Raw genomic sequence first — 21,844 nt, forward strand, 5'->3', positions numbered from 1 at the left:
ATGGCCGGCGTCTCCGTCGACGAGGCGATGCGTCGCGCGATCGAGCTTGCCGCGCGCGGTCTCGGCACCACCAGCCCCAACCCGGTGGTCGGCTGCGTGCTGCTCGACCCGGCGGGCCGGGTCGTCGGCGAGGGCTTCCACGCCTACGCCGGTGGGCCGCACGCCGAGATCGTCGCGCTCGCCCAGGCCGGCGAGCGCGCCCGCGGCGGCACCGCGGTCGTCACTCTGGAGCCCTGCGACCACACCGGCCGCACCGGCCCCTGCAGCAACGCCCTGGTCCAGGCCGGGGTCGCCCGGGTCGTCATCGCCGTGCCCGACCCGAACCCGGTCGCCGCCGGCGGCGCGGCCACGCTGCGCGCCGCCGGGGTCCAGGTCGACCTGGGGGTACGCGCCGCCGAGGCGGAGGCGGGCAACATCGCCTGGCTCACCTCGATGCGCCGGGGCTGGCCGTACGTGATCTGGAAGTACGCGGCGACGCTGGACGGGCGTTCGGCGGCCGCCGACGGCACCAGCATGTGGATCACCTCCGAGGCGGCCCGGATGGACGTGCACGCGCTGCGCGGCACCGTCGACGCCGTGATCGCCGGGGTGGGCACCGTGCTCGCCGACGATCCACGCCTGACCGCCCGGAACCTGCGCGACGGCAGCCTCGCCATCCGTCAGCCGCTGCGGGTGGTGGTGGACTCGGCGGGCCGTACCCCGACCGGGGCCCGGGTGCGCGACGCCGCCGCGCCCACCTGGATCGCCACCGCCGCGGAGGTCGGCGCCGGCCCGGACGGCCGGGTCGACCTGAACGCGCTGCTCGCCGCGCTGCACGGGCGCGGGGTCCGGGCCGCCCTGCTGGAGGGCGGGCCCCAACTGGCCGGCGCGTTCCTCGCCGCCGGGCTGGTCGACAAGATCGTCGGCTATGTCGCGCCCCGGCTGCTCGGCGCCGGGCCGACCGCGCTGGTCGACGCGGGTGTGACCACGATCGCCGAGGCCATCGACGTCGAGCTCGTCGACGTTATGCAGGTCGGTCCCGACCTGCGGATCACCGCGCTGCCCCGGAAGAGGGAGGGCTGACATGTTCACCGGCATCGTCGAGGAGTTGGGCGAGGTCGTCCGCGTCACCGAGACCGCGGGCGACTCCGCGCTGGTCGCGATCCGCGGCCCCCTGGTGACCTCCGACGCCCGCCACGGGGACTCGATCGCGGTCAACGGCGTCTGCCTGACCGTGGTGGACGTCGCCGACGGGACCTTCACCGCGGACGTGATGGGGGAGACGCTGCGCCGCTCCGCGCTCGGCGCGCTGCGCCCCGGCGACCCGGTCAACCTGGAACGCGCCGCCGCCCTGGGCAGCCGCCTCGGCGGGCACCTGGTGCAGGGCCACGTCGACGGCGTCGGCGAGGTCGTGGCCCGGGAACCGGCCGCGCAGTGGGAGACCGTCCGGTTCCGCCTCCCCGCGGCCCTGACCCGGTACGTGGTGGAGAAGGGCTCGATCACCGTCGACGGGGTGTCGCTGACCGTCGCCGACGTCGGGGCCGACTGGTTCACCGTCGGCCTGATCCCGACCACCCTGAAGCTCACCACGCTCGGGTCGCGCGGCGTCGGTGATCCGGTCAACCTGGAGGTCGACGTCCTGGCCAAGTACGTCGAGCGCCTGCTCGGCGGCACGACCGCGAGCGGGGTGGCGTGATGGGTCCCCTCGGCTGGCTGCTCGACGCCCAGGTGAGCCTCGCCGGCTCGCCCGTGCTGGTCCGCGAGATCGTCGGCAACGTGTTCGGGCTCGCCTCCGCCCTGCTCGGCCTGCGCCGCTTCGTGTGGGCCTGGCCGGTCGGCATGGTCGGCAACGCGCTGCTGTTCACCGTCTTCCTCGGCGGCGCGTTCGCCACCCCGCAGGCGCACGACCTCTACGGCCAGGCCGGCCGGCAGGTCTTCTTCTTCGGCGTCAGCGTCTACGGCTGGTGGCGCTGGTCGCGCAACCGCCGCCGCGGTATCGACGGCGCCCCCGCCGTGGAGCCGCGCTGGGCGACCGGGCGGGAGCGGCTCGGCCTGCTGCTCGCCGCGGTCGCCGGCACCGCCGCCGCGTACCCGGTGCTCGCCGCCCTCGGCTCGTGGGGGCCGCTGCCGGACGCGTGGATCCTGACCGGCAGTTTGCTCGCCACGTACGGGATGGCCCGCGGGTACGTCGACTTCTGGCTGATCTGGATCGCCGTCGACGCGGTCGGGGTGCCGTTGCTGCTGCGCGGCGGCTTCTACCCCTCCGCGGCCATGTACCTGGTCTACGGCGCGTTCTGCGTCTGGGGCCTCGCCGCGTGGTGGCGGACGGCGCGCGCCACCCGTCCCGCCCCGATCCCGTCGACCACCTACTCGGAGGCCGTGGCATGACCACCAGTTTTGGCAGCATCGAGCAGGCGCTGGAGGACATCGCCGCCGGCCGGCCCGTCGTCGTGGTCGACGACGAGGACCGGGAGAACGAGGGTGACCTGATCTTCGCGGCCGAACTGGCGACGCCGGAGCTGGTCGCCTTCATGGTGCGGCACACCTCGGGCTACATCTGCGTGCCGCTGACCGAGAGCGAGTGCGACCGGCTGGACCTGCCGCCGATGTACCACACCAACCAGGACCGGCGGGGCACCGCGTACACGGTGACCGTGGACGCCCGGGAGGGCGTCAGCACCGGCATCTCGGCCGCCGACCGGGCGCACACCATGCGGCTGCTCGCCGACGCCGCCACCGGGCCGGCCGACCTGGCCCGTCCGGGCCACGTGGTGCCGCTGCGGGCCCGCGAGGGCGGCGTCCTGCGCCGGCCCGGGCACACCGAGGCGGCGATCGACCTGACCCGGCTCGCCGGGCTGCGCCCGGCCGGCGTCCTGTGCGAGCTGGTCAACGACGACGGCACGATGATGCGGGTGCCGGACCTGGAGAAGTTCTGCGCCGAGCACTCGCTCACGCTGATCACCATCGCGGACCTGATCGCGCACCGGCGGCGGACGGAGAAGCAGGTCGAGCTGGTCGCCGACGCCCGGATGCCCACCGAGCACGGGGTGTTCCGGGCGCTGGGCTACCGCAGCGACTACGACTCCGCCGAGCACGTCGCCCTGGTCATGGGCGACCTCGGCGACGGCCGGGACGTGCTGGTGCGAGTGCACTCCGAGTGCCTCACCGGCGACGTCTTCGGCTCGGTGCGCTGCGACTGCGGCCCGCAGCTCAACGCCGCCCTGGATCGCGTCGCCCGGGAGGGCCGGGGCGTGGTGCTCTACGTCCGCGGGCACGAGGGGCGCGGCATCGGCCTGCTGCACAAGCTGCAGGCGTACCAGCTGCAGGACCTGGGCCGGGACACCGTCGACGCGAACCTCGACCTCGGCCTGCCGGCGGACGCGCGGGACTACGGCACGGGTGCCCAGATCCTCTACGACCTGGGCGTACGGTCGATGCGGCTGCTCACCAACAACCCGGCCAAGCGCGCCGGCCTGGAGGGGTACGGCCTGACCATCACCGGCCGGGAGGGCCTGCCGGTCCGGCCGCACCCGGAGAACGTGCGCTACCTGCGCACCAAGCGGGACCGGATGGGGCACCTGCTGGACGAGCTGGACGAGGTGACCGAGGCTCCGATGGGCCGCCCGGTCGCCGGCGACGAGATCGGAGCGTAGCCATGGCGGGTTTCGGGGAACCGGGCATCGACACGGTCGACGCTTCCGGCCTGACGGTCGGCGTGGTCGCGGCCCGCTGGCACGGCGACCTCACCGACCACATGCTCGACCGGGCGGTCGCCGCCGCAGCGGCGTGCGGGGCCCGCGCCGTGGTCGCCCGGGTGGCCGGGTCCGTGGAGCTGCCCGTGGTGGCCCAGGCGCTGGCCCGCCGGTGCGATGTCGTCGTCGCGTTGGGCGTCGTGGTCCGGGGCGCCACCGCCCACTTCGACTACGTCTGCCGCTCGGTCACCGACGGGCTGACCCGCGTCGCGCTGGACGAGGGCAAGCCGGTCGCGCACGGCGTGCTCACCGTCGACACCCTCGAGCAGGCCCGGGACCGGGCCGGGCTGCCCGGCTCGGCGGAGGACAAGGGCTGGACCGCGACCGTCGCCGCGCTGGACGCCGCCCTGGCCATCCGGGATCTCTCCGCCGCCGCCCACCGGGTGGGCTTCGGCGGCTGACCGGGCCGGGCCGGGCGATCAGCCGGCCGGCGCCGGCGTCGGGGCGGGCGGGAGCGCGGGTGGCCGGGGTGCCGGCCCGGCGGCGGGCCGCCCCGGCCCGAGCAGCGGTGGCGGCGCGGCCACGCTCCCGGTGTGCCCAGCGGGCGGACGCGCCGGACCCCGGCGCGTCCGGGACGGCCGCGCGGCTGCGAGAATCGGCCGGTGAAGACGTTCGAGGAGTTGTTCGCCGAGCTGCAGGCGAAGGCCGCCGCCGGCACCCCGGGCTCGGGCACCGTCGCCGCCCTGGAGAAGGGCGTGCACTTCATCGGCAAGAAGGTCGTCGAGGAGGCGGCCGAGTCGTGGATGGCCGCCGAGCACGAGGGGCCCGAACGGACCGCCGAGGAGATCTCCCAGCTGCTCTACCAGGTGCAGGTGCTGATGCTCGCCACCGGTCTCGACCTGAAGGACGTCTACCGACATCTCTGAGTGCGTCCTCGCCCTGATCCTCCCCGATCACTCAAGGAGCACTCCGCCATGCTGCGTGTCGCCGTACCCAACAAGGGTTCGCTGGCCGAGTCGGCCGCCCAGATGCTGTGTGAGGCGGGCTACCGCCAGCGCACCGACCCGAAGGACCTGATCTGCCGGGACGAGCCCAACGACATCGAGTTCTTCTACCTGCGCCCGAAGGACATCGCCACCTACGTCGGCTCCGGTGACCTCGACGTCGGCATCACCGGCCGGGATCTGCTGATCGACTCCGGCGCCCCCGCCGAGGAGGTGGTGGACCTGGCCTTCGGTCGGGCCACCTTCCGGTTCGCCGCCCGCCCCGAGGACGTCGACTCGGTGCAGGAGCTGGGCGGGCACCGGATCGCCACCGCGTACCCGGGGCTGGTCGAGCGGCACCTCGGCGAGCTGGGCGTCAAGGCCGACGTGATCCGCCTGGACGGCGCCGTGGAGAACGCCATCCGCCTCGGCGTCGCCGACGTCGTCGCCGACGTGGTGGAGACCGGTGCCACGCTGCGGCAGGCGGGCCTGGTGGTGTTCGGCGAGCCGCTGCTGCGCTCGTCGGCCGTGCTCGTCCGCCGCGCGGGCGCGTCCGCCCACCCGCAGTGCGAGCAGCTGCTGCGCCGCCTCCACGGGGTGCTGGTCGCCCGGCGTTACGTGATGCTCGCGTACGACGTGCCGGCCGGCCTGCTGGACCGGGCCAGCTCGCTGACGCCGGGCATCGAGTCGCCGACCGTCTCCCCGCTGCACCGTGAGGGCTGGGTGGCGGTGCAGGCGATGGTGCTGCGCGACGACGTGCACCGGATCATGGACGAGCTGTACGAGCTCGGGGCGCGGGCGATCCTGGTCACGAACATCCACGCCTGCCGGCTGTGACCGCGCCGGGGCAGCGGGGCGGCGCGGCCGCCGGAGCGGGCGACGCGCGGCGGGTGCCGGTACCGCGCCGGGACCGCCGGGCGCGGGGGGACCGTCCGCCCCTGCCGTCGTGGGTCGCGCTCGGGGTGGTCACCCTCGGCGGTGCCGCGGCGGCCACGCAGAGCGCGGTCAACGCCGAGCTGGGGGCGCGGGCCGGGGATCCCACCCTGGCCGCGACGGTCAACAACCTCGGCGGGTGCCTGCTCGTCGCCGCCGCCCTGCTCGGCATGCGGACCCTCCGGGCCGACCTGCGCCGGCTGCGCCGGGCCGGGCTGCCGTGGTGGGCGTACCTCGGTGGGCTCGGCGGCGCCGCGATCGTCGTGCTCGCGGCGTACGTCGTGCCGGTGGTCGGGGTGGCGGTGTTCACCATCGCCCAGGTCGCCGGCGGCAGCTTCGGCGGGCTGGCGGTGGACCGGGCGGGCCTCGCGCCGATCGGGCGGCTCGCGCTCACCGGCCCCCGGCTGGCCGGGGCGGTGCTCGGCGTGGTCGCGGTGGCGCTGGCCCAGCTCGGCCAGCCGGTCGGTGACCTGGCTCTCGGCATGATCCTGCTCGCCGTGGCGGGCGGCGTCGCGGTGGCGCTCCAGACGGCGCTCAACGGTCGGGTGTCGGACGCGAGTTCGGCCACCGCCGGGGTCGCCGTCAACTTCGCCGTGGGTACGCCGGTGATCCTGCTCGTGGCGGCGCTGGCCGGTGCCCTGACCGGCCCGACACCGACCTGGCCGGACGCCTGGTACCTCTACACCGGCGGGCTGCTGGGCGTGGGCATCGTGGCCAGCCTGGTGGTCGGCGTGCGGGTGGTGGGCGTGCTGCGTACCGGCCTGCTCCTGGTCGCCGGGCAGCTCGGCGGCGCGCTGGTGCTCGACGCGCTGCTGCCGGCCGGTCCCGGGCTCCGGCTGCCGGTGCTCGCCGGGGCGCTGCTGACGCTGGTCGCCGCGCTGGTGGCCGGCCGGGGCGCCGGTGCGGGGGCGCCGGGCGGGACGCCCGGCGGGCCGTCTCGTGTGGCGGGTGCGGAGCGACCGGGCGCGGGTGGCAGACTGGTGGGGTGAGCGAAACCGAGTCCATCCGCATCCGGCCCCGCCGCATCCGGCTGGTCTGCTGGGCCTCGGCGGCCGCGCTGCTGATCGTGTTCAGTCTGGTCGCGACCTCCCTGACCGGCCCGACCGGCAGCGGCTACGGCACGTTCCAGCGCGGCGACCAGCTCGCCATGATCGGTCTCGGCGTGTTCGGGGCGCTCGGCTTCCTGCTCTTCACCCGTCCCAAGGTGGAGGCCGACGGGCACGGGGTGCGGGTGCAGAACGTGATCGGCTCGTACCAGCTGCCCTGGGAGGTCGTCCGGGGCGTCCGGTTCGACCGGGGCGCCCCGTGGGCCAGCCTGGAGCTGCACGACGACGACCTGGTGCCGATGGTGGCCCTGCAGGCCGCCGACAAGGAGCTGGCGGTCGAGGGGGTCCGGGCGCTGCGCCGGCTGCACCAGGCCCACCAGGCCCGCCTCGCCGAGGGCGCCGCCGGCCGCTGAGGGCCGCACGGGCACGCCGCGGGACAAGATCGGGTGCCCGGTTTGGGGGAGCGGCGACCGGCGGTGTAGTGTTGTCGAGTCGACCAGGCTGTCCGCGTGTGTCACTTGCTAAGAGGGATGCGCGGGCGGCATGAAAGCGGAGCGCCCTGCTCCCACCCGAGTCGCCACGCGGTGGCCGGGTCCGGTCACCGGTTTCCGGGCACGTCCCGGTGCCGGATGCGCGACCATGTTGTCGTGCCGACCGGTCGAGCGGGCCCTGGCATCCGCCGGGGCCTTCTGCTTTCCGGGTCGGTTCCCACCCGGGAGCCGCGGGGTCGGCTACGCAGGAAGACTCGACTCGAGGAGGCCCCATCAGCGTCGAACCACGCGTGAACGAGCAGATCCGGGCACGTGAGGTCCGACTGGTCGGCCCTGAGGGTGAGCAGGTGGGCATCGTCCCGCTGGAGCGCGCCCTGCAGCTGGCCGCGGACGTCGACCTGGACCTGGTCGAGGTTGCGCCGATGGCGCGCCCGCCGGTGTGCAAGCTCATGGACTTCGGCAAGTTCAAGTACGAGAGCGCACTGAAGGCGCGCGAAGCGCGGCGTAACCAGCAGCAGACCGTCATCAAGGAGATGAAGCTCCGGCCGAAGATCGACCCGCACGACTACGAGACCAAGAAGGGTCACGTGGTGCGGTTCCTCAAGGCCGGCGACAAGGTCAAGGTGACGATCATGTTCCGCGGTCGCGAGCAGAGCCGCCCGGAGCTGGGTTACCGGCTCCTGCGCCGGCTCGAGTCCGAGATCTCGGAGCTGGGGTACGTCGAGGCCGCGCCGAAGCAGGACGGCCGAAACATGATCATGGTTCTCGCGCCGCACCGCGCCACCAAGGCGGCCGCCACGGCGGCCCGTGGCAGCGCACTACCGCGGGGCGAGCGGGAATCCGGCGCCCCCGAGACGGCGCCGCCGGTCGAGGCCGGGCCCGCCGGGACGACCGGCGAGTAACAGGGGAGAAGACGTTCCACATGCCGAAGATGAAGAGCCACACCGGGATGGGCAAGCGCGTCCGGCTGACCGGTAAGGGCAAGGTCATGAAGCAGCAGGCCGGCCTGCGCCACAACCTGGAGAAGAAGCCCTCCACCCGGACCCGCCGGCTGACCGGCACCGTCGTCGCGGCCAAGGCCGACGTCAAGCGCATCAAGAAGCTGCTCGGCCGCTGACGCGCGCCACCTGAGCCGAAGAAGGAGTTGAGATGGCACGCGTCAAGCGGGCTGTGAACGCCCAGAAGAAGCGCCGTACCCTGCTGGAGACCGCGAGCGGCTACCGCGGTCAGCGCTCCCGCCTGTACCGCAAGGCCAAGGAGCAGGTGCTGCACTCGATGCAGTACGCCTACCGGGACCGCCGCGACCGCAAGGGCGACTTCCGTCAGCTGTGGATCCAGCGGATCAACGCGGGGGCCCGCGCCAACGGGCTCACCTACAACCGCCTGATCCAGGGCCTCCGGCTGGCCGGCATCGAGGTCGACCGGAAGATCCTCGCCGACCTGGCCGTCAACGACGCCGCCGCCTTCGCGGCGATCGTCGAGCTGGCCCGCGCCGCCGTCGCGGAGCACGGCACCGGTGGCGCCCCGGCCCAGGCCGCCTGATCCAGCCCCGGCAGTTCGAGGCGTCTCCCATGCAGTCACGACCGCAGGGGAGGCGCCTCGACGCCGTCGCGGGGCCGTTCACCCCGCGTACGCCCCGGGTCGTCGCCGCCCGCCGGCTGCAGCGCCGCCGGGACCGCGAGGCCGCCGGCCGGTTCCTCGCCGAGGGCCCGCAGGCGGTCCGCGAGGCGCTCGCCCGGCCGCGCACGGTCCTCGAGCTCTTCGGCACGCCGGCCGCCCTCGACCGGTACGCGGACCTCGCCGCCCGGGCGGCCACCGACGACGTTCCCGTCTCCGAGGTCACCGACGAGGCGCTGGCCGCGCTGACCGAGACCGTCGCCCCGCAGGGGCTGGTCGCCGTCTGCCGGCACCTCGACGTGCCGCTGGACACCGCGCTCGCGCGGGCGCCCCGGCTGGTCGCGGTGCTCGCCGGCATCCGCGACCCGGGTAACGCCGGCACCGTCCTGCGCACCGCCGACGCGGCCGGGGCGCAGGCGGTGGTCTTCGCCGGCGAGGCCGTCGACCCGTACAACGGCAAGGCCGTGCGCGCCTCCGCCGGCAGCCTCTTCCACGTCGACGTGGTGCGCGCACCGGATCCGCTCCAGGTGATCGCGGCGCTGCGGGCCGCCGGGCTCAGCGTCCTGGCCACCACCGGGTACGGCGCCGACGACCTGGACGACCTGGCCGACGCGGGACGGCTGGCCGCGCCCACCGCCTGGGTCTTCGGCGCCGAGGCGCACGGGCTGCCCGACGACCTGACCGCCGCCGCGGACGCCCGGGTCCGGGTGCCGCTGCACGGGCGCGCCGAGAGCCTCAACCTGGCTGCGGCCGCGGCGGTGTGCCTGTACGCTTCAGCGAGAGCGCAGCGCCGGCCGTCGACCGGTCGCGCGGCCGAGACAGCAGGGGAGAGCGTCCGTCCATGAACGCGCCACGGCGTTCGTTTAGCCAGCCCGCCGGTGTCGGCGGGCGGCGGGCCTGACCTGCTCTCCGCACAACTCCCACCGGCGGGCTGCGGCACAGCCGCGCGTCCGTAGACTCGCTTCGCCGCCTGACGAGGGCCGGCGCCGCCGTGAGGGAGTGCCCGTACGCCATGACCTACCGCAACGATCCGTACGACCCGAAGCAGGTCGCCCTGCTCGACCCGGCCGCTCTGGCCGAGGCCGTCGCCGCCGCCGAGAAGGCGTTCACCGACGCCGCCGACCCGGACGCGTTGACCGCGCTGCGCCCGGCGCACCTCGGCGACCGGGCCCCGGTCTCGCTGGCCCGCCGCGAGATCGGCGCGCTGCCGCCGGCCGCCAAGGCCGACGCCGGCAAGCGGGTCAACGAGGCCCGTCGGGCGATCGAGAGCGCCTACGCCGCCCGCGCCGAGGTGCTGGAGCGCGAGCAGGCCGAGCGGATGCTGGTCGAGGAGCGGGTGGATGTCACCCTGCCGTACGACCGGCGCCCGGCGGGCGCCCGCCACCCGGTCAGCACACTCATGGAGCAGATCACCGACCTCTTCGTCGGGATGGGCTACGAGGTGGCCGAGGGGCCCGAGGTCGAGCTGGAGTGGACCAACTTCGACGCGCTCAACATCCCGCCGGACCACCCGGCGCGCGGCCTGATGGACACGTTCCACGTCGCGCCGGAGGGCTCGGGCACCGTGCTGCGTACGCACACCTCGCCGGTGCAGGCGCGCACGATGCTGACCCGCCAGCCGCCGATCTACGTGATCTGCCCGGGCCGGGTCTACCGCACCGACGAACTGGACGCCACGCACGCGCCGGTGTTCCACCAGGTCGAGGGCCTCGTCGTCGACAAGGGCATCACGATGGCGCACCTGCGCGGCACCCTGGACCACTTCGCGCGGGCCATGTTCGGGCCGGGCGCGAAGACCCGGTTCCGCCCGCACTACTTCCCGTTCACCGAACCCTCGGCGGAGTTCGACGTGTGGTTCCCGGAGCACCGCAAGGGGCCGCAGTGGGTCGAGTGGGGCGGCTGCGGCATGGTGAACCCGCGGGTGCTGCGGGCCTGCGGCATCGACCCGGAGGTCTACTCCGGATTCGCCTTCGGCATGGGCATCGACCGGACGGTCATGTTCCGGCACGGGGTCGGTGACATGCGGGACATGGTCGAGGGCGACGTCCGGTTCACCCGGGCGTTCGGGTACGGGTCGTGAGTCGGGTGCGAGTTACGGAGACGGTGGTCTGAGTCATGCGAGTTTCTGTCAGCTGGCTGCGCGAGCACGTCGACCTGCCGGCGCACCTGTCCCCGGCGGACCTGGAGCGGTCCCTGGTCGAGTTGGGCATCGAGGTCGAGTCCATCGTGGACCTGGCCGAGACGGTCACCGGGCCGCTGGTGGTCGGTGAGGTCCGCGAGATCGAGGAGCTGACCGGCTTCAAGAAGCCGATCCGGTTCTGCCGCGTCGACGTGGGCGACGCCAACGGCACCGGTGAGCTCCAGGAGATCGTCTGCGGTGCGCGCAACTTCGCGGTCGGCGACCGCGTCGTGGTGATCCTCCCCGGCGGCGTGCTGCCGGGGAACTTCGCCATCGGTGCGCGCCGGACGTACGGGCGCAACTCCAACGGCATGATCTGCTCCGCGAAGGAGCTCGGGCTGGGCGAGGACCACTCGGGCATCATCGTGCTGCCCGAGTCCAGCCCGGCCAAGCCCGGCGACGACGCCCGCCCGGTGGTGGGGCTCGACGATGTCGTGGTGGAGGCCGAGCTGACCCCGGACCGGGGCTACCAGATGTCGGTCCGCGGGATCGCCCGCGAACTCGGCCACGCGCTGGGGGTGCCGTTCCGCGACCCGGGTCTGGCGCCCGCCCCGGGCGCGACCGAGCGGCCCGCGTACCCGGTCGAGGTGCGCGACCCGGTCGGGTGTGACCGGTTCGCCGCCCGGATGGTGCGCGGCGTCGACCCGGCCGCGCCCTCGCCCGCCTGGATGGTGCAGCGGCTCACCACCGCCGGCATCCGCAGCATCTCGCTGCCGGTCGACATCACCAACTACGTGATGCTGGAGCTGGGCCAGCCGATGCACGCGTTCGACGCCGACCGGATCGCCGGCCCGCTGGTGGTGCGCCGCGCCGAGCCGGGGGAGAAGCTGACCACCCTGGACGGCGTGGTCCGTACGCTCGCGCCCGAGGACATGGTGATCTGCGACGACACGGGCCCGATCTCGCTCGCCGCGGTGATGGGCGGGGAGACCAGCGAGGTGGTCGAGGGCACCACGAACGTGCTCTTCGAGGCCGCCCACTGGGACCCGGTGATGGTCGGGCGCACCGCGCGCCGGCACAAGCTGTTCAGCGAGGCCGCGAAGCGCTGGGAGCGGGGTGTCGACCCGGCGCTGCCGCTGGTCGCCATCGAGCGGGCGGTCCGGCTGCTGGTCGAGCACGGTGGCGGCACGGCCGGCGAGGAGATCCTCGACATCGACCACGTCCGGCCGCGTACCCCGGTGCCCCTGCCCGCCGACCTGCCGTCGCGGCGGGTCGGGGTGGACTATCCGCCGGCCCGCGTGGTCGCGCTGTTGGAGGAGGTCGGCTGCACGGTGACCACCGGCGCCGACCGGCTCGCGGAGGACCCGGGCGAGGTCGGCGTCGCCGCCGGCGGGGCCCAGGCGCTCAGCGTCACCCCGCCGACCTGGCGGCCCGACCTCACCGACCCGGCCGACCTGGTCGAGGAGGTGGTCCGTCTCGACGGGTACGACCGGGTGCCGTCGGTGCTGCCGGTGGCGCCCGCCGGCCGCGGCCTGACCTGGCAGCAGCGGCGCCGCCGGGCGGTGGCCCGGGCGCTCGCCGACCAGGGGTACGTCGAGGTGCTCTCGCAGCCGTTCGTGGCCCCCGAGCTGGCCGATCTGCTGGGCCTGCCGGCGGGGGACGCGCGCCGGCGGGCGGTGCGGCTGGCCAACCCGCTGTCGGAGGAGGAGCCGCTGCTGCGCACCACGCTGCTGGGCCCGCTGCTCGGGGTGCTCAAGCGCAACCTGGGCCGGGGCCAGCGGGATCTCGCGCTGTACGAGATCGGCTCGGTCTTCCACTCGCGCCCGGGGGTGGGCGCTCCGCCCCGGATGGGGGTGGAGCACCGGCCGTCGGACGCCGAGTTCGCCGCCGCCGACGCGGTCCTGCCGGACCAGCCACGGCACGTCGCCGTGGTGCTCGCCGGTGAGGTCGAGCAGACCGGCTGGTGGGGTCCGGGGCGGGTGGCGGGCTGGATGGACGCGGTCGAGGCCGCCCGCTCGGTCCTGGCGGTCGCCGGCATCCCCGACGACCGGGTGACGGTGCGGGCGGCCGAGCACGCGCCCTGGCATCCGGGGCGGTGCGCGCAGCTGCTGGTCGGGGACACGGTCGTCGGCCACGCGGGCGAGCTGCACCCGGCCGTGGTCGCGGCGCTGGAGCTGCCGCGGCGTACCGCCGCGATGGAGCTGGACCTGGACGCGGTGCCGCCGGCGCCGATGCGCCAGGCGCCGAGGGTCTCGTCGTTCCCGCCCGCGCTGATCGACGTGGCCCTGGTCGTCGATGCCTCGGTGCCGGCGGCGGACGTGCAGGCGGCGCTGGTGGCGGGCGCCGGGGAGCTGCTGGAGTCGGTGCGGCTGTTCGACGTGTACGCCTCCGAGCAGCTCGGGGCGGGGCGCCGGTCGCTGGCGTACAAGCTGACCTTCCGGGCGCCGGACCGGACGCTGACGGTGGAGGAGGCGGTGGCCGCGCGGGACGCGGCGGTGGCCGAGGTGGCGCGGCGCTACGGCGCCACCCTCCGCGGCGCCTGATCCGTACGCGCGGGGCCCTCCGGACGGCGGTGCCGGTGGAGGGCCTCCGCGCGTGGGTTCCGCCCGACCCGGGAATCCGCAGACCTGACGCTGCCGTATCGGTGGCGTGAAATACTGCCCGAAGCTGAAGAATTAGGGCAGATCTACATGGTCGTGCGGGATGGGGCAGCCGAGCTCCCGGGGAGTCGCAAGCCCCCGCAGCGGGCCGGTTTCGTGGAACTGCTGTTCGACGTCGTACTCGTCTTCGCCTTCAACCGCCTCTCCGACCGGCTGGCCGAGCACCTGAGCTGGGAGGGCTTCTACTCGTCGCTGGTCCTGGTCCTGGCCCTGTGGTGGCTCTGGTACCGGATGGCCTGGACCGCGAACCGGTACGACCCGACCCGGCCGATGGTCCAGGTCATGGTCATCTTGACCATGCTCGGCGCCCTGCTGATGGCCGCCGCGTTGCCGGCGGCCTTCGAGGAGCGAGCCGCCGTCTTCGCGGCGGTCTTCGTCGCCGTCGAGGTGCTGCGACATCTCTGGCTGGTGCTGTTCGGCGGGGACGGACCCCAGCGACTGGTCACGATCCGGATCCTGTTCTGGGCCTGCGTCTCGGCGGTGCCGTGGATCGCCGGGGTCCTCGTCGACGACGACTCGCGGCTGGTCTGGTGGACGGTGGCGGTCCTCATCGACTACGCCGGCGGCCTGCTCGACTTCCCGACGCCGTTGCTCGGCCGGGCCGGCCTGCGGGGCCAGCCGATCGCGGAGGAGCACCTGACCGAGCGCTACCGGCAGGTGCTGATCATCGCCTTCGGTGAGTCGATCCTGACCTCGGGCATCCGGTTCAGCCCGTACGGCTTCGAGCGTGAGCGGACCGCCGCGCTGCTGGTGACGTTCGTGATCACGGTGCTGCTCTGGCAGATCTACTACTACCGGGCGGGGGAGCTGCTCCCGCACGCGATCGCCTCGTCCCGGGCGCCGGCCTACGTGGGCGACCTCGCGTCGTACGCGCACCTGGTCATGGTGGTCGGCGTCGCGGTCGTCGGTGTGGGGGACAAGCTCATCATCGGGCAGCCCCTCGGCGAGACCCGGGTCTCCTGGGTCATGGTCATCTTCGGTGGGCCGGTGCTGTTCCTCGTCGGCCGGGCGATGCTCGACTACGCGGCATTCAGCCGGATCTCCTGGTCGCGGCCGATCGGGGTGGGGCTGCTCGCCGCCCTCGCCCCGCTGACCCTCGCGTTGCCGCCGCTGCTGGTCGCCCTGACCGCCGCCGTGGTGCTGGCGGTGGTCGCCACCTCGAACGCGGTCACCTGGCGGCTCTTCCCGCGGGAGATGGCTCCGCCGCCCGTCGTGCGGCGTCGCGGCTGACGGCTGTCGGGCGAGACCGGGGAGGTGGCCCAGCTCCGCTTGAAGTTCATGCAGCGGACTGCATGAACTTGCGCTGTGTGGCCGCCGTCGCTAGCATGGATTGCATAGTCATGCGGAGGTGAGTATGGGTATCCGGGTCGCGGTCGCCGGGGCGAGTGGCTACGCCGGGGGCGAGCTGCTGCGCCTGGTCGCCGGGCATCCGGAGTTCGACCTGGTCGCCGCCACCGCGCACAGCCAGGCCGGGCACCGGCTGGACGCCGTACACCCGCACCTCACCGGGCTGGACCTGGTGCTGGCCCAGACCGACCCGGCCACCCTGGCCGACGCGGACCTGGTCTTCCTCGCCCTGCCGCACGGCCAGTCGGCGGCGCTCGCCGCGCAGCTGCCGCCCGAGGTGCGCGTCGTCGACCTCGGCGCCGATCACCGCCTCGCCGACCCGTACGACTGGGCGAACTACTACGGCGGCAGCCATGCCGGGCAGTGGACCTACGGCCTGCCGGAGCTGCCCGGCCAGCGCGCGCTGATCGCCGGCTCGACCCGGGTGGCGAACACCGGCTGCTACGCCGCGACGATCATCCTGGCGCTCGCGCCGCTGATCGCCGCCGGCGCGGCCCGGCCGGAGGACGTGGTGGTGGTCGCCGCCTCCGGCACCTCCGGCGCCGGGCGCGTCGCCAAGCCGCACCTGCTCGCCAGCGAGGTCATGGGCGACCTGTCGCCCTACCGCGTCGGCGCGCACCAGCACGTCCCGGAGATCAAGCAGGCCACCGGCGCGACCAGCCTGTCGTTCACCCCGCTGCTCGCGCCGATGCCCCGCGGCATCCTCGCCACGGTGACCGCCGTGCCGGCGCGGGGCGTCGATCCGCAGGCGGTGCTCGCGGAGGCGTACGCGGACGCACCGTTCGTGCACGTGCTGCCGGAGGGGCGGTGGCCGCACACCGCCGCCACCCTCGGTTCCAACTCCTGCCACCTGCAGGCCACCGTCGACGTCGACTCGCGCCGAACGATCGTGGTGAGCGCGCTGGACAACCTCGGCAAGGGCGCGGCCGGCCAGGCCGTGCAGAACGCCAACATCATGTTCGGCCTGCCGGAGACGACGGGCCTGTCCGTCTGGGGAGTCGCGCCATGAGTGTCACCGCCCCGCGGGGGTTCCGGGCGGCCGGTGTGGCCGCCGGGCTGAAGACCGGCGACGCGTCCGACGTCGCCCTCGTCGTCAACGACGGCCCGGACGCCGGGGTGGCCGGCGTCTTCACGGCCAACCGGGTCAAGGCCGCGCCGGTGCTCTGGACGCAGCAGGTCGTCCACGGCGGCGTGGTGCGCGCCGTGGTGCTCAACTCCGGCGGGGCCAACGCCTGCACCGGCCCGGGCGGCTTCCAGGACACCCACGCCACCGCCGAGCACACCGCGGCGGCGCTGACCGCGACCAACCCCCGGCTGATCCTCGCCGCCGGCGACGTCGCCGTCTGCTCCACCGGCCTGATCGGCGAGCGCCTGCCGATGGACCGGCTGCTGCCCGGCGTGCGCGCCGCCGCCCGGGCGCTCGGCCGCGACGGCGGGCCGGCCGCCGCCCGGGCCATCATGACCACCGACACCCGGCCGAAGAACACGATCGCCCACGGCAGCGGCTGGACCGTGGGCGGGATGGCCAAGGGCGCCGGCATGCTCGCCCCGGCGCTGGCGACGATGCTCTGCGTCCTCACCACCGACGCGGTGGCCGGCCCGGACGTCCTGGACGCGGCGCTGCGCTCCGCCTGCCGGGTCACGTTCGACCGGATCGACTCCGACGGGTGCATGTCCACCAACGACACGGTGCTGCTGCTGGCCAGCGGCGCGAGCGGCATCGAGCCCAGCGCCGCCGAGCTGACCGCCGCGGTCACCGCGGCCTGCCACGACCTCGCGCAGCAGCTGATCGCCGACGCGGAGGGCGCCACCAAGCAGATCGCGATCGACGTCGTCGGCGCGGCCGGCGAGGACGACGCCGTCGAGGTGGGGCGCAGCGTGGCGCGCAACAACCTGGTGAAGACCGCCCTGTTCGGCAACGACCCGAACTGGGGCCGCATCCTGGCCGCGGTCGGCACCACCGCCGCCCGGTTCGAGCCGGACGCGGTCGACGTGGCGGTGAACGGCGTGTGGGTGTGCCGGGGCGGCGCCGCCGCCGAGGACCGGTCGAAGGTCGACCTGGGCGGGCGGGACGTCACCATCCGCATCGACCTGCACGCCGGCGACGCGGCGGCGACGATCTGGACCAACGACCTGTCGCACGCGTACGTGCACGAGAACTCGGCGTACTCGACGTGACCACCGACCTCGCCCGCGCCCAGGCCAAGGCCGCCACGCTGATCGAGGCGCTGCCCTGGCTGGCCCGTTTCTCCGGCTCGACCGTCGTCGTCAAGTACGGCGGCAACGCCATGGTCGACCCCGAGCTGCAGAAGGCGTTCGCCGCCGACATGGTGTTCCTCCGCTACGCCGGCCTCAAGCCGGTCGTGGTGCACGGCGGCGGCCCGCAGATCTCGGCCATGCTGGGCCGGCTCGGCATCGACAGCGAGTTCCGGGGCGGCCTGCGGGTCACCACGCCCGAGGCGATGGACGTGGTCCGGATGGTGCTGGTCGGCCAGGTCGGCCGGGAACTGGTCGGGCTGATCAACGCCCACGGGCCGTTCGCCGTCGGCCTCTCCGGCGAGGACGCCGGCCTGTTCACCGCCGTCCGGCGGCCGGCGTACGTCGACGGGCGGCCGGTCGACGTCGGCCAGGTCGGCGACGTGGAGTCGGTGGACGTCTCGGCCGTCACCGACCTGATCGCGGCCGGCCGGATCCCGGTCATCTCGACGGTGGCGCCGGACGCGGACGGAGTGCTGCACAACCTCAACGCGGACACCGCCGCGGCGGCCCTCGCGGTCGCCCTGCAGGCCCGCAAGCTGGTCGTGCTGACCGACGTGCCGGGCCTCTACGCCGACTGGCCGGACACGTCCAGCCTGGTCAGCGAGATCACCACGGACGACCTGGCGAAGCTGCTGCCGGCCCTGGAGGCGGGCATGGTCCCGAAGATGGAGGCCTGCCTGCGGGCCGTGCACGGGGGAGTGCCGGCCGCGCACGTCGTCGACGGCCGGGTCGCCCACTCCACGCTGCTGGAAGTGTTCACGTCGGAAGGCTTCGGAACGATGGTGATCCCGTCATGACGCTGGTCCAACGCTGGCAGCAGTCCATGATGGACAACTACGGCACGCCGCCGCTGGCGCTGGTCGGCGGGTCCGGCGCCGTCGTGGTCGACGAGGCCGGCCGGGAGTACGTGGACCTGCTCGGCGGCATCGCCGTCAACGCCCTCGGCCACGCCCACCCGGCCGTCGTCGCCGCCGTGTCCCGGCAGGTCGCCACGCTGGGCCACGTCTCCAACCTGTACGTCGCCGAGCCGCCGGTGGCGCTCGCGGAGCTGCTGCTCGCGCTCGCCGGCCGGCCCGGTCGCGTGTTTCTCGCCAACTCGGGCGCCGAGGCGAACGAGGCGGCCTTCAAGCTCTCCCGGCTCACCGGCCGCACCCACGTGGTGGCCGCCCACGGCGCCTTCCATGGCCGGACGATGGGCGCCCTGGCGCTCACCGGCCAGCCGGCCAAGGCGGACCCGTTCCGGCCGCTGCCCGGCGACGTCACGCACGTCGGGTACGGCGACGCCGCCGCGCTGGAGGCGGCGGTCACCGACGCCACCGCCATGGTGATCCTGGAGCCGATCCAGGGCGAGAACGGCGTCGTCGTCCCGCCGTCGGGCTACCTCGCGGCGGCCCGACGGATCACCGCCCGGCACGGCGCGCTGCTGGTGCTCGACGAGGTGCAGACCGGCGTGGGTCGGACCGGGCACTGGTTCGCCCACCAGGCCGACGGTGTCGAGCCGGACGTGGTCACCCTGGCCAAGGGGCTCGGCGGCGGCCTCCCGCTGGGCGCCTGCGTCGCCTTCGGCGCCGCCGCCGACCTGCTGCGTCCCGGCTCGCACGGCACGACCTTCGGCGGCAACCCGGTCAGCTGCGCCGCCGCCCTCGCGGTGGTCGCCACGATCGCCAGCGAAGGGCTGCTGGACCACGTCAAGCGGGTCGGCGAGCGGCTGCGCCGCGGTGTCGAGGCGCTCGGCCACCCGCTGGTCGGGGGCGTCCGGGGCGCCGGGCTGCTGCTCGGGATCGTGCTGACCGCGCCGGTCGCGGCGGTCGCCGCCGAAGCGTTGCGCGAAGCCGGTTTCCTGGTCAACGCGGTGCAGCCCGGCGTGATCCGGCTCGCCCCGCCACTGATCCTCACCGCCGCGCAGGTCGACGCGTTCCTGGCCGCCCTGCCGGCCGCCCTCGACGCCGCCGTCCCGGCCGTCGCGCCGGCCGCCGCCGCCCCGACGCCGACCACCGCGACCAGCCCGGAGGCCCGCGCATGACCCGCCACTTCCTGCGCGACGACGACCTCACGCCCGCCGAGCAGGCGAGCGTGCTCGACCTCGCCGCCCGGATGAAGGCGGACCGGTTCGCGTACCGGCCCCTGGCCGGGCCCCGGTCGGTGGCGGTGCTCTTCGACAAGCAGAGCCTGCGCACCCGGATCTCCTTCGACGCCGGCATCGCCGAGCTGGGCGGGCATCCGCTCGTGGTGGACACCCAGGTCACCCACTTCGGGCGGGGCGAGACCCTCGCCGACGCCGGACGGGTGCTGTCCCGCTACGTCGCGGCGATCGTGCTGCGCACCCAAGGCGACGACCGGATCGCCGAGGTCGCCGCGCACGCCACCGTGCCGGTGGTGAACGCGCTCACCGACACCTACCACCCCTGCCAGCTCCTGGCCGACCTGCTCACCGTCCGGGAGCGCCTGGGCGGCACCGCCGGGCGCACCCTGGCGTACGTCGGGGACGCGGCGAACAACATGGCGCACTCGTACCTGCTGGCCGGGGCGACCGCCGGCATGCACGTCCGGGTCGCCGGGCCGGCCGGCTTCGATCCCGACCCCGAGGTCTTCGCCCGGGCCGAGAAGATCGCCACCGGCACCGGCGGGTCGGTCCGCGCCCACACCGACCCGGTCGAGGCGGTACGCGGCGCCGACGTGGTCGCCACCGACACCTGGACCTCGATGGGGCAGGAGTCCGACGGGCTCGACCGGATCACGCCGTTCCTGCCGTACCAGGTGAACGCCGGGCTGCTCGCGCACGCCGCGCCGCAGGCGATCGTGCTGCACTGCCTGCCCGCGCACCGCGGCGAGGAGATCACCGACGAGGTGCTCGACGGCCCGCGGAGCGCGGTCTTCGACCAGGCGGAGAATCGGCTGCACGCCCAGAAGGCGCTGCTGACGTTCCTCCTCGGGGCCGTACCGGCTCCGGACGTGGTGGCGCCGGCCGCCACCACCAGGGAGACGACATGACCGCCCCGCTGACCCGTGCCGCCCGCCACGGCCGCATCGTCGAGTTGATCCGCGACCGGGCGATCCACTCGCAGACCGAGCTGGCCGACCTGCTGGCCGGCGAGGGCATCCAGGTCACCCAGGCCACCCTCTCCCGGGACCTCAAGGAGTTGGGCGCGGTGACCGCACGCGGTGGCGACGGCCGCGCCGTCTACCTCATCCCGGAGGACGGCCACCGCCCGCTGCGCGAGGCCGAGACCGCGCCGGCGCGCCTCGTGCGGCTGCTGCACGAGCTGCTCAACGGGGTCGACGCCAGCGGCAACATCGCCGTGCTGCGCACCCCGCCGGGCGCAGCCCACTACCTGGCCAGCGCGTTGGACCGAGCGGGCCTGCCCGAGGTCGTCGGCACGATCGCCGGCGACGACACCATCCTCGTCGTGGCCCGCGAGGCCGATGGCGGTGCCGCGCTCGGCGACAAGCTCGCCGGCTGGGCCCGCCGCGAAGAGAACGTTGAAGGGAGCACCACACCATGACCGAGCGGGTCGTCCTTGCGTACTCCGGAGGGCTGGACACCTCCGTCGCCATCCCGTACCTGGCCGAGCAGACCGGCGCCGAGGTGATCGCGGTCGCGGTCGACCTCGGCCAGGGTGGCGAGGACCTGGCGGTCATCCGGCAGCGCGCGCTGGACTGCGGGGCGGTCGAGTCCGAGGTGGTCGACGCGCGCGACGAGTTCGCCGCCGACTACTGCCTGCCGGCCGTCCGGGCCAACGCCCTCTACATGGACCGCTACCCGCTGGTCTCGGCGCTGTCCCGGCCGCTGATCGTCAAGCACCTGGTCGCGGCGGCGAAGAAGCACGGCGGAACGATCGTGTCGCACGGCTGCACGGGCAAGGGCAACGACCAGGTCCGCTTCGAGGTCGGCCTGGGCGCGCTCGCCCCCGACCTGAAGATCATCGCGCCGGCCCGGGACTTCGCCTGGACCCGCGACAAGGCCATCGCCTTCGCCGAGGAGAAGGGCCTGCCGATCGACGTGACGGCGAAGTCGCCGTACTCGATCGACCAGAACCTGTGGGGCCGGGCCGTGGAGACGGGCTTCCTGGAGGACATCTGGAACGGCCCGATCGAGGACCTGTACTCCTACACCGCGGACCCGGCCGAGCAGCGGGACGCCGACGAGGTTGTGATCACCTTCGACGGCGGCAACCCGGTGGCGATCGACGGTGAGACGGTCACCCCGTACCAGGCGATCCTGGAGCTGAACCGGCGCGCCGGGGCCCAGGGCGTGGGCCGGCTGGACATGGTGGAGGACCGGCTGGTCGGCATCAAGAGCCGCGAGGTGTACGAGGCGCCGGGCGCGATCGCCCTCATCACCGCCCACCAGGAGCTGGAGGCGGTCACCGTCGAGCGGGACCTCGCCCGGTTCAAGCGGACCGTGGACCAGCGCTGGGGCGAGCTCGTCTACGACGGCCTGTGGTTCTCCCCGCTGAAGGACGCGCTGGACGCGTTCATCGACGACGCCCAGCGGCACGTCTCCGGCGAGGTGCGGCTCACCCTGCACGGCGGGCGCGCCACCGTCACCGGCCGGCGCTCCGAGGCCAGCCTGTACGACTTCGGCCTGGCCACCTACGACACCGGCGACACCTTCGACCAGTCGCTCGCCAAGGGCTTCGTGCAGCTGTGGGGTCTGCCCAGCAAGATGAGCGCCGCGCGGGACGCCCGGTTTGGCGGGGCGCGGTCTTGACCGCGAG

23 protein-coding genes are annotated in these 21,844 nt (G+C 74.4%); all 23 read left to right on the forward strand.

Annotated features, from left to right (window positions below):
- The 23 genes from ribD (at nt 1) to EV376_RS16200 (ending at nt 21,837) form a co-directional block, all read left to right on the forward strand.
- Complete coding sequence (ribD, locus tag EV376_RS16090) at nt 1-1,062, forward strand: bifunctional diaminohydroxyphosphoribosylaminopyrimidine deaminase/5-amino-6-(5-phosphoribosylamino)uracil reductase RibD (RefSeq protein ID WP_130324117.1); 1,062 nt, start codon at nt 1-3, stop codon at nt 1,060-1,062.
- A 1-nt stretch (nt 1,063) separates the two neighbouring features.
- Complete coding sequence (locus tag EV376_RS16095; protein ID WP_130324119.1) at nt 1,064-1,675, forward strand: riboflavin synthase; 612 nt, start codon at nt 1,064-1,066, stop codon at nt 1,673-1,675.
- The gene (pnuC, locus tag EV376_RS16100; protein ID WP_130324121.1) at nt 1,675-2,367 is read left to right on the forward strand and encodes a nicotinamide riboside transporter PnuC; all 693 of its coding nucleotides are present in this window, start codon (nt 1,675-1,677) and stop codon (nt 2,365-2,367) included. The genes EV376_RS16095 and pnuC overlap by 1 nt, the downstream gene beginning before the upstream one ends.
- Nucleotides 2,364-3,632 carry a bifunctional 3,4-dihydroxy-2-butanone-4-phosphate synthase/GTP cyclohydrolase II gene (locus EV376_RS16105; RefSeq protein ID WP_130324123.1) on the forward strand — a complete coding sequence of 423 codons (1,269 nt, stop codon included), beginning with the start codon at nt 2,364-2,366 and terminating at the stop codon, nt 3,630-3,632. Before pnuC ends, EV376_RS16105 begins: the two co-directional genes overlap by 4 nt.
- 2 nt (nt 3,633-3,634) lie before the next feature.
- Complete coding sequence (gene ribH / locus EV376_RS16110) at nt 3,635-4,132, forward strand: 6,7-dimethyl-8-ribityllumazine synthase (RefSeq protein WP_130324125.1); 498 nt, start codon at nt 3,635-3,637, stop codon at nt 4,130-4,132.
- A gap of 201 nt (nt 4,133-4,333) precedes the next feature.
- On the forward strand, nt 4,334-4,597 hold the full coding sequence (locus tag EV376_RS16115; protein WP_130324127.1) for a phosphoribosyl-ATP diphosphatase: 264 nt from the start codon (nt 4,334-4,336) through the stop codon (nt 4,595-4,597).
- 48 nt (nt 4,598-4,645) lie between these two features.
- The gene (gene hisG, locus EV376_RS16120; protein ID WP_130324129.1) at nt 4,646-5,491 is read left to right on the forward strand and encodes an ATP phosphoribosyltransferase; all 846 of its coding nucleotides are present in this window, start codon (nt 4,646-4,648) and stop codon (nt 5,489-5,491) included.
- Entirely contained in the window at nt 5,488-6,576 is a 1,089-nt protein-coding gene (locus EV376_RS16125) for a DMT family transporter (protein ID WP_486482651.1), read from the forward strand. The genes hisG and EV376_RS16125 overlap by 4 nt, the downstream gene beginning before the upstream one ends.
- A complete protein-coding gene (locus EV376_RS16130; RefSeq protein WP_130324131.1) occupies nt 6,573-7,046 on the forward strand; it encodes a PH domain-containing protein in 474 nt (157 codons plus the stop codon). Before EV376_RS16125 ends, EV376_RS16130 begins: the two co-directional genes overlap by 4 nt.
- A 368-nt stretch (nt 7,047-7,414) precedes the next feature.
- On the forward strand, nt 7,415-8,026 hold the full coding sequence (gene infC / locus EV376_RS16135) for a translation initiation factor IF-3 (RefSeq protein WP_130324133.1): 612 nt from the start codon (nt 7,415-7,417) through the stop codon (nt 8,024-8,026).
- Between the two features lie 20 nt (nt 8,027-8,046).
- A complete protein-coding gene (rpmI, locus tag EV376_RS16140) occupies nt 8,047-8,241 on the forward strand; it encodes a 50S ribosomal protein L35 (RefSeq protein ID WP_130324135.1) in 195 nt (64 codons plus the stop codon).
- A gap of 32 nt (nt 8,242-8,273) precedes the next feature.
- The gene (rplT, locus tag EV376_RS16145; RefSeq protein WP_130324137.1) at nt 8,274-8,666 is read left to right on the forward strand and encodes a 50S ribosomal protein L20; all 393 of its coding nucleotides are present in this window, start codon (nt 8,274-8,276) and stop codon (nt 8,664-8,666) included.
- Between the two features lie 29 nt (nt 8,667-8,695).
- On the forward strand, nt 8,696-9,586 hold the full coding sequence (locus EV376_RS16150) for a TrmH family RNA methyltransferase (protein WP_130324139.1): 891 nt from the start codon (nt 8,696-8,698) through the stop codon (nt 9,584-9,586).
- Between the two features lie 167 nt (nt 9,587-9,753).
- Complete coding sequence (gene pheS / locus EV376_RS16155) at nt 9,754-10,821, forward strand: phenylalanine--tRNA ligase subunit alpha (protein WP_130324141.1); 1,068 nt, start codon at nt 9,754-9,756, stop codon at nt 10,819-10,821.
- Between the two features lie 35 nt (nt 10,822-10,856).
- Nucleotides 10,857-13,403, forward strand: coding sequence for a phenylalanine--tRNA ligase subunit beta (gene pheT, locus EV376_RS16160; protein ID WP_130324143.1), 2,547 nt, complete (start codon nt 10,857-10,859; stop codon nt 13,401-13,403).
- A 147-nt stretch (nt 13,404-13,550) separates the two neighbouring features.
- Complete coding sequence (locus tag EV376_RS16165) at nt 13,551-14,750, forward strand: low temperature requirement protein A (protein ID WP_130324145.1); 1,200 nt, start codon at nt 13,551-13,553, stop codon at nt 14,748-14,750.
- A gap of 124 nt (nt 14,751-14,874) precedes the next feature.
- On the forward strand, nt 14,875-15,876 hold the full coding sequence (argC, locus tag EV376_RS16170; RefSeq protein ID WP_130328686.1) for an N-acetyl-gamma-glutamyl-phosphate reductase: 1,002 nt from the start codon (nt 14,875-14,877) through the stop codon (nt 15,874-15,876).
- Entirely contained in the window at nt 15,873-17,045 is a 1,173-nt protein-coding gene (argJ, locus tag EV376_RS16175; RefSeq protein ID WP_130324147.1) for a bifunctional glutamate N-acetyltransferase/amino-acid acetyltransferase ArgJ, read from the forward strand. The genes argC and argJ overlap by 4 nt, the downstream gene beginning before the upstream one ends.
- Nucleotides 17,042-17,923 carry an acetylglutamate kinase gene (gene argB, locus EV376_RS16180; protein WP_130324149.1) on the forward strand — a complete coding sequence of 294 codons (882 nt, stop codon included), beginning with the start codon at nt 17,042-17,044 and terminating at the stop codon, nt 17,921-17,923. The genes argJ and argB overlap by 4 nt, the downstream gene beginning before the upstream one ends.
- Nucleotides 17,920-19,149 (forward strand): acetylornithine transaminase, encoded by a 1,230-nt coding sequence (locus tag EV376_RS16185; RefSeq protein WP_130324151.1) that lies wholly within the window; start codon nt 17,920-17,922, stop codon nt 19,147-19,149. The genes argB and EV376_RS16185 overlap by 4 nt, the downstream gene beginning before the upstream one ends.
- Nucleotides 19,146-20,117, forward strand: a complete 972-nt coding sequence (gene argF, locus EV376_RS16190; protein WP_130324153.1) for an ornithine carbamoyltransferase — start codon at nt 19,146-19,148, stop codon at nt 20,115-20,117. Before EV376_RS16185 ends, argF begins: the two co-directional genes overlap by 4 nt.
- Nucleotides 20,114-20,629 (forward strand): arginine repressor, encoded by a 516-nt coding sequence (locus tag EV376_RS16195; protein ID WP_130324155.1) that lies wholly within the window; start codon nt 20,114-20,116, stop codon nt 20,627-20,629. The genes argF and EV376_RS16195 overlap by 4 nt, the downstream gene beginning before the upstream one ends.
- A complete protein-coding gene (locus tag EV376_RS16200; protein ID WP_130324157.1) occupies nt 20,626-21,837 on the forward strand; it encodes an argininosuccinate synthase in 1,212 nt (403 codons plus the stop codon). Before EV376_RS16195 ends, EV376_RS16200 begins: the two co-directional genes overlap by 4 nt.
- The last annotated feature ends 7 nt before the right edge of the window (nt 21,838-21,844 follow it).

It is taken from the genome of Micromonospora sp. CNZ295 (assembly GCF_004217535.1).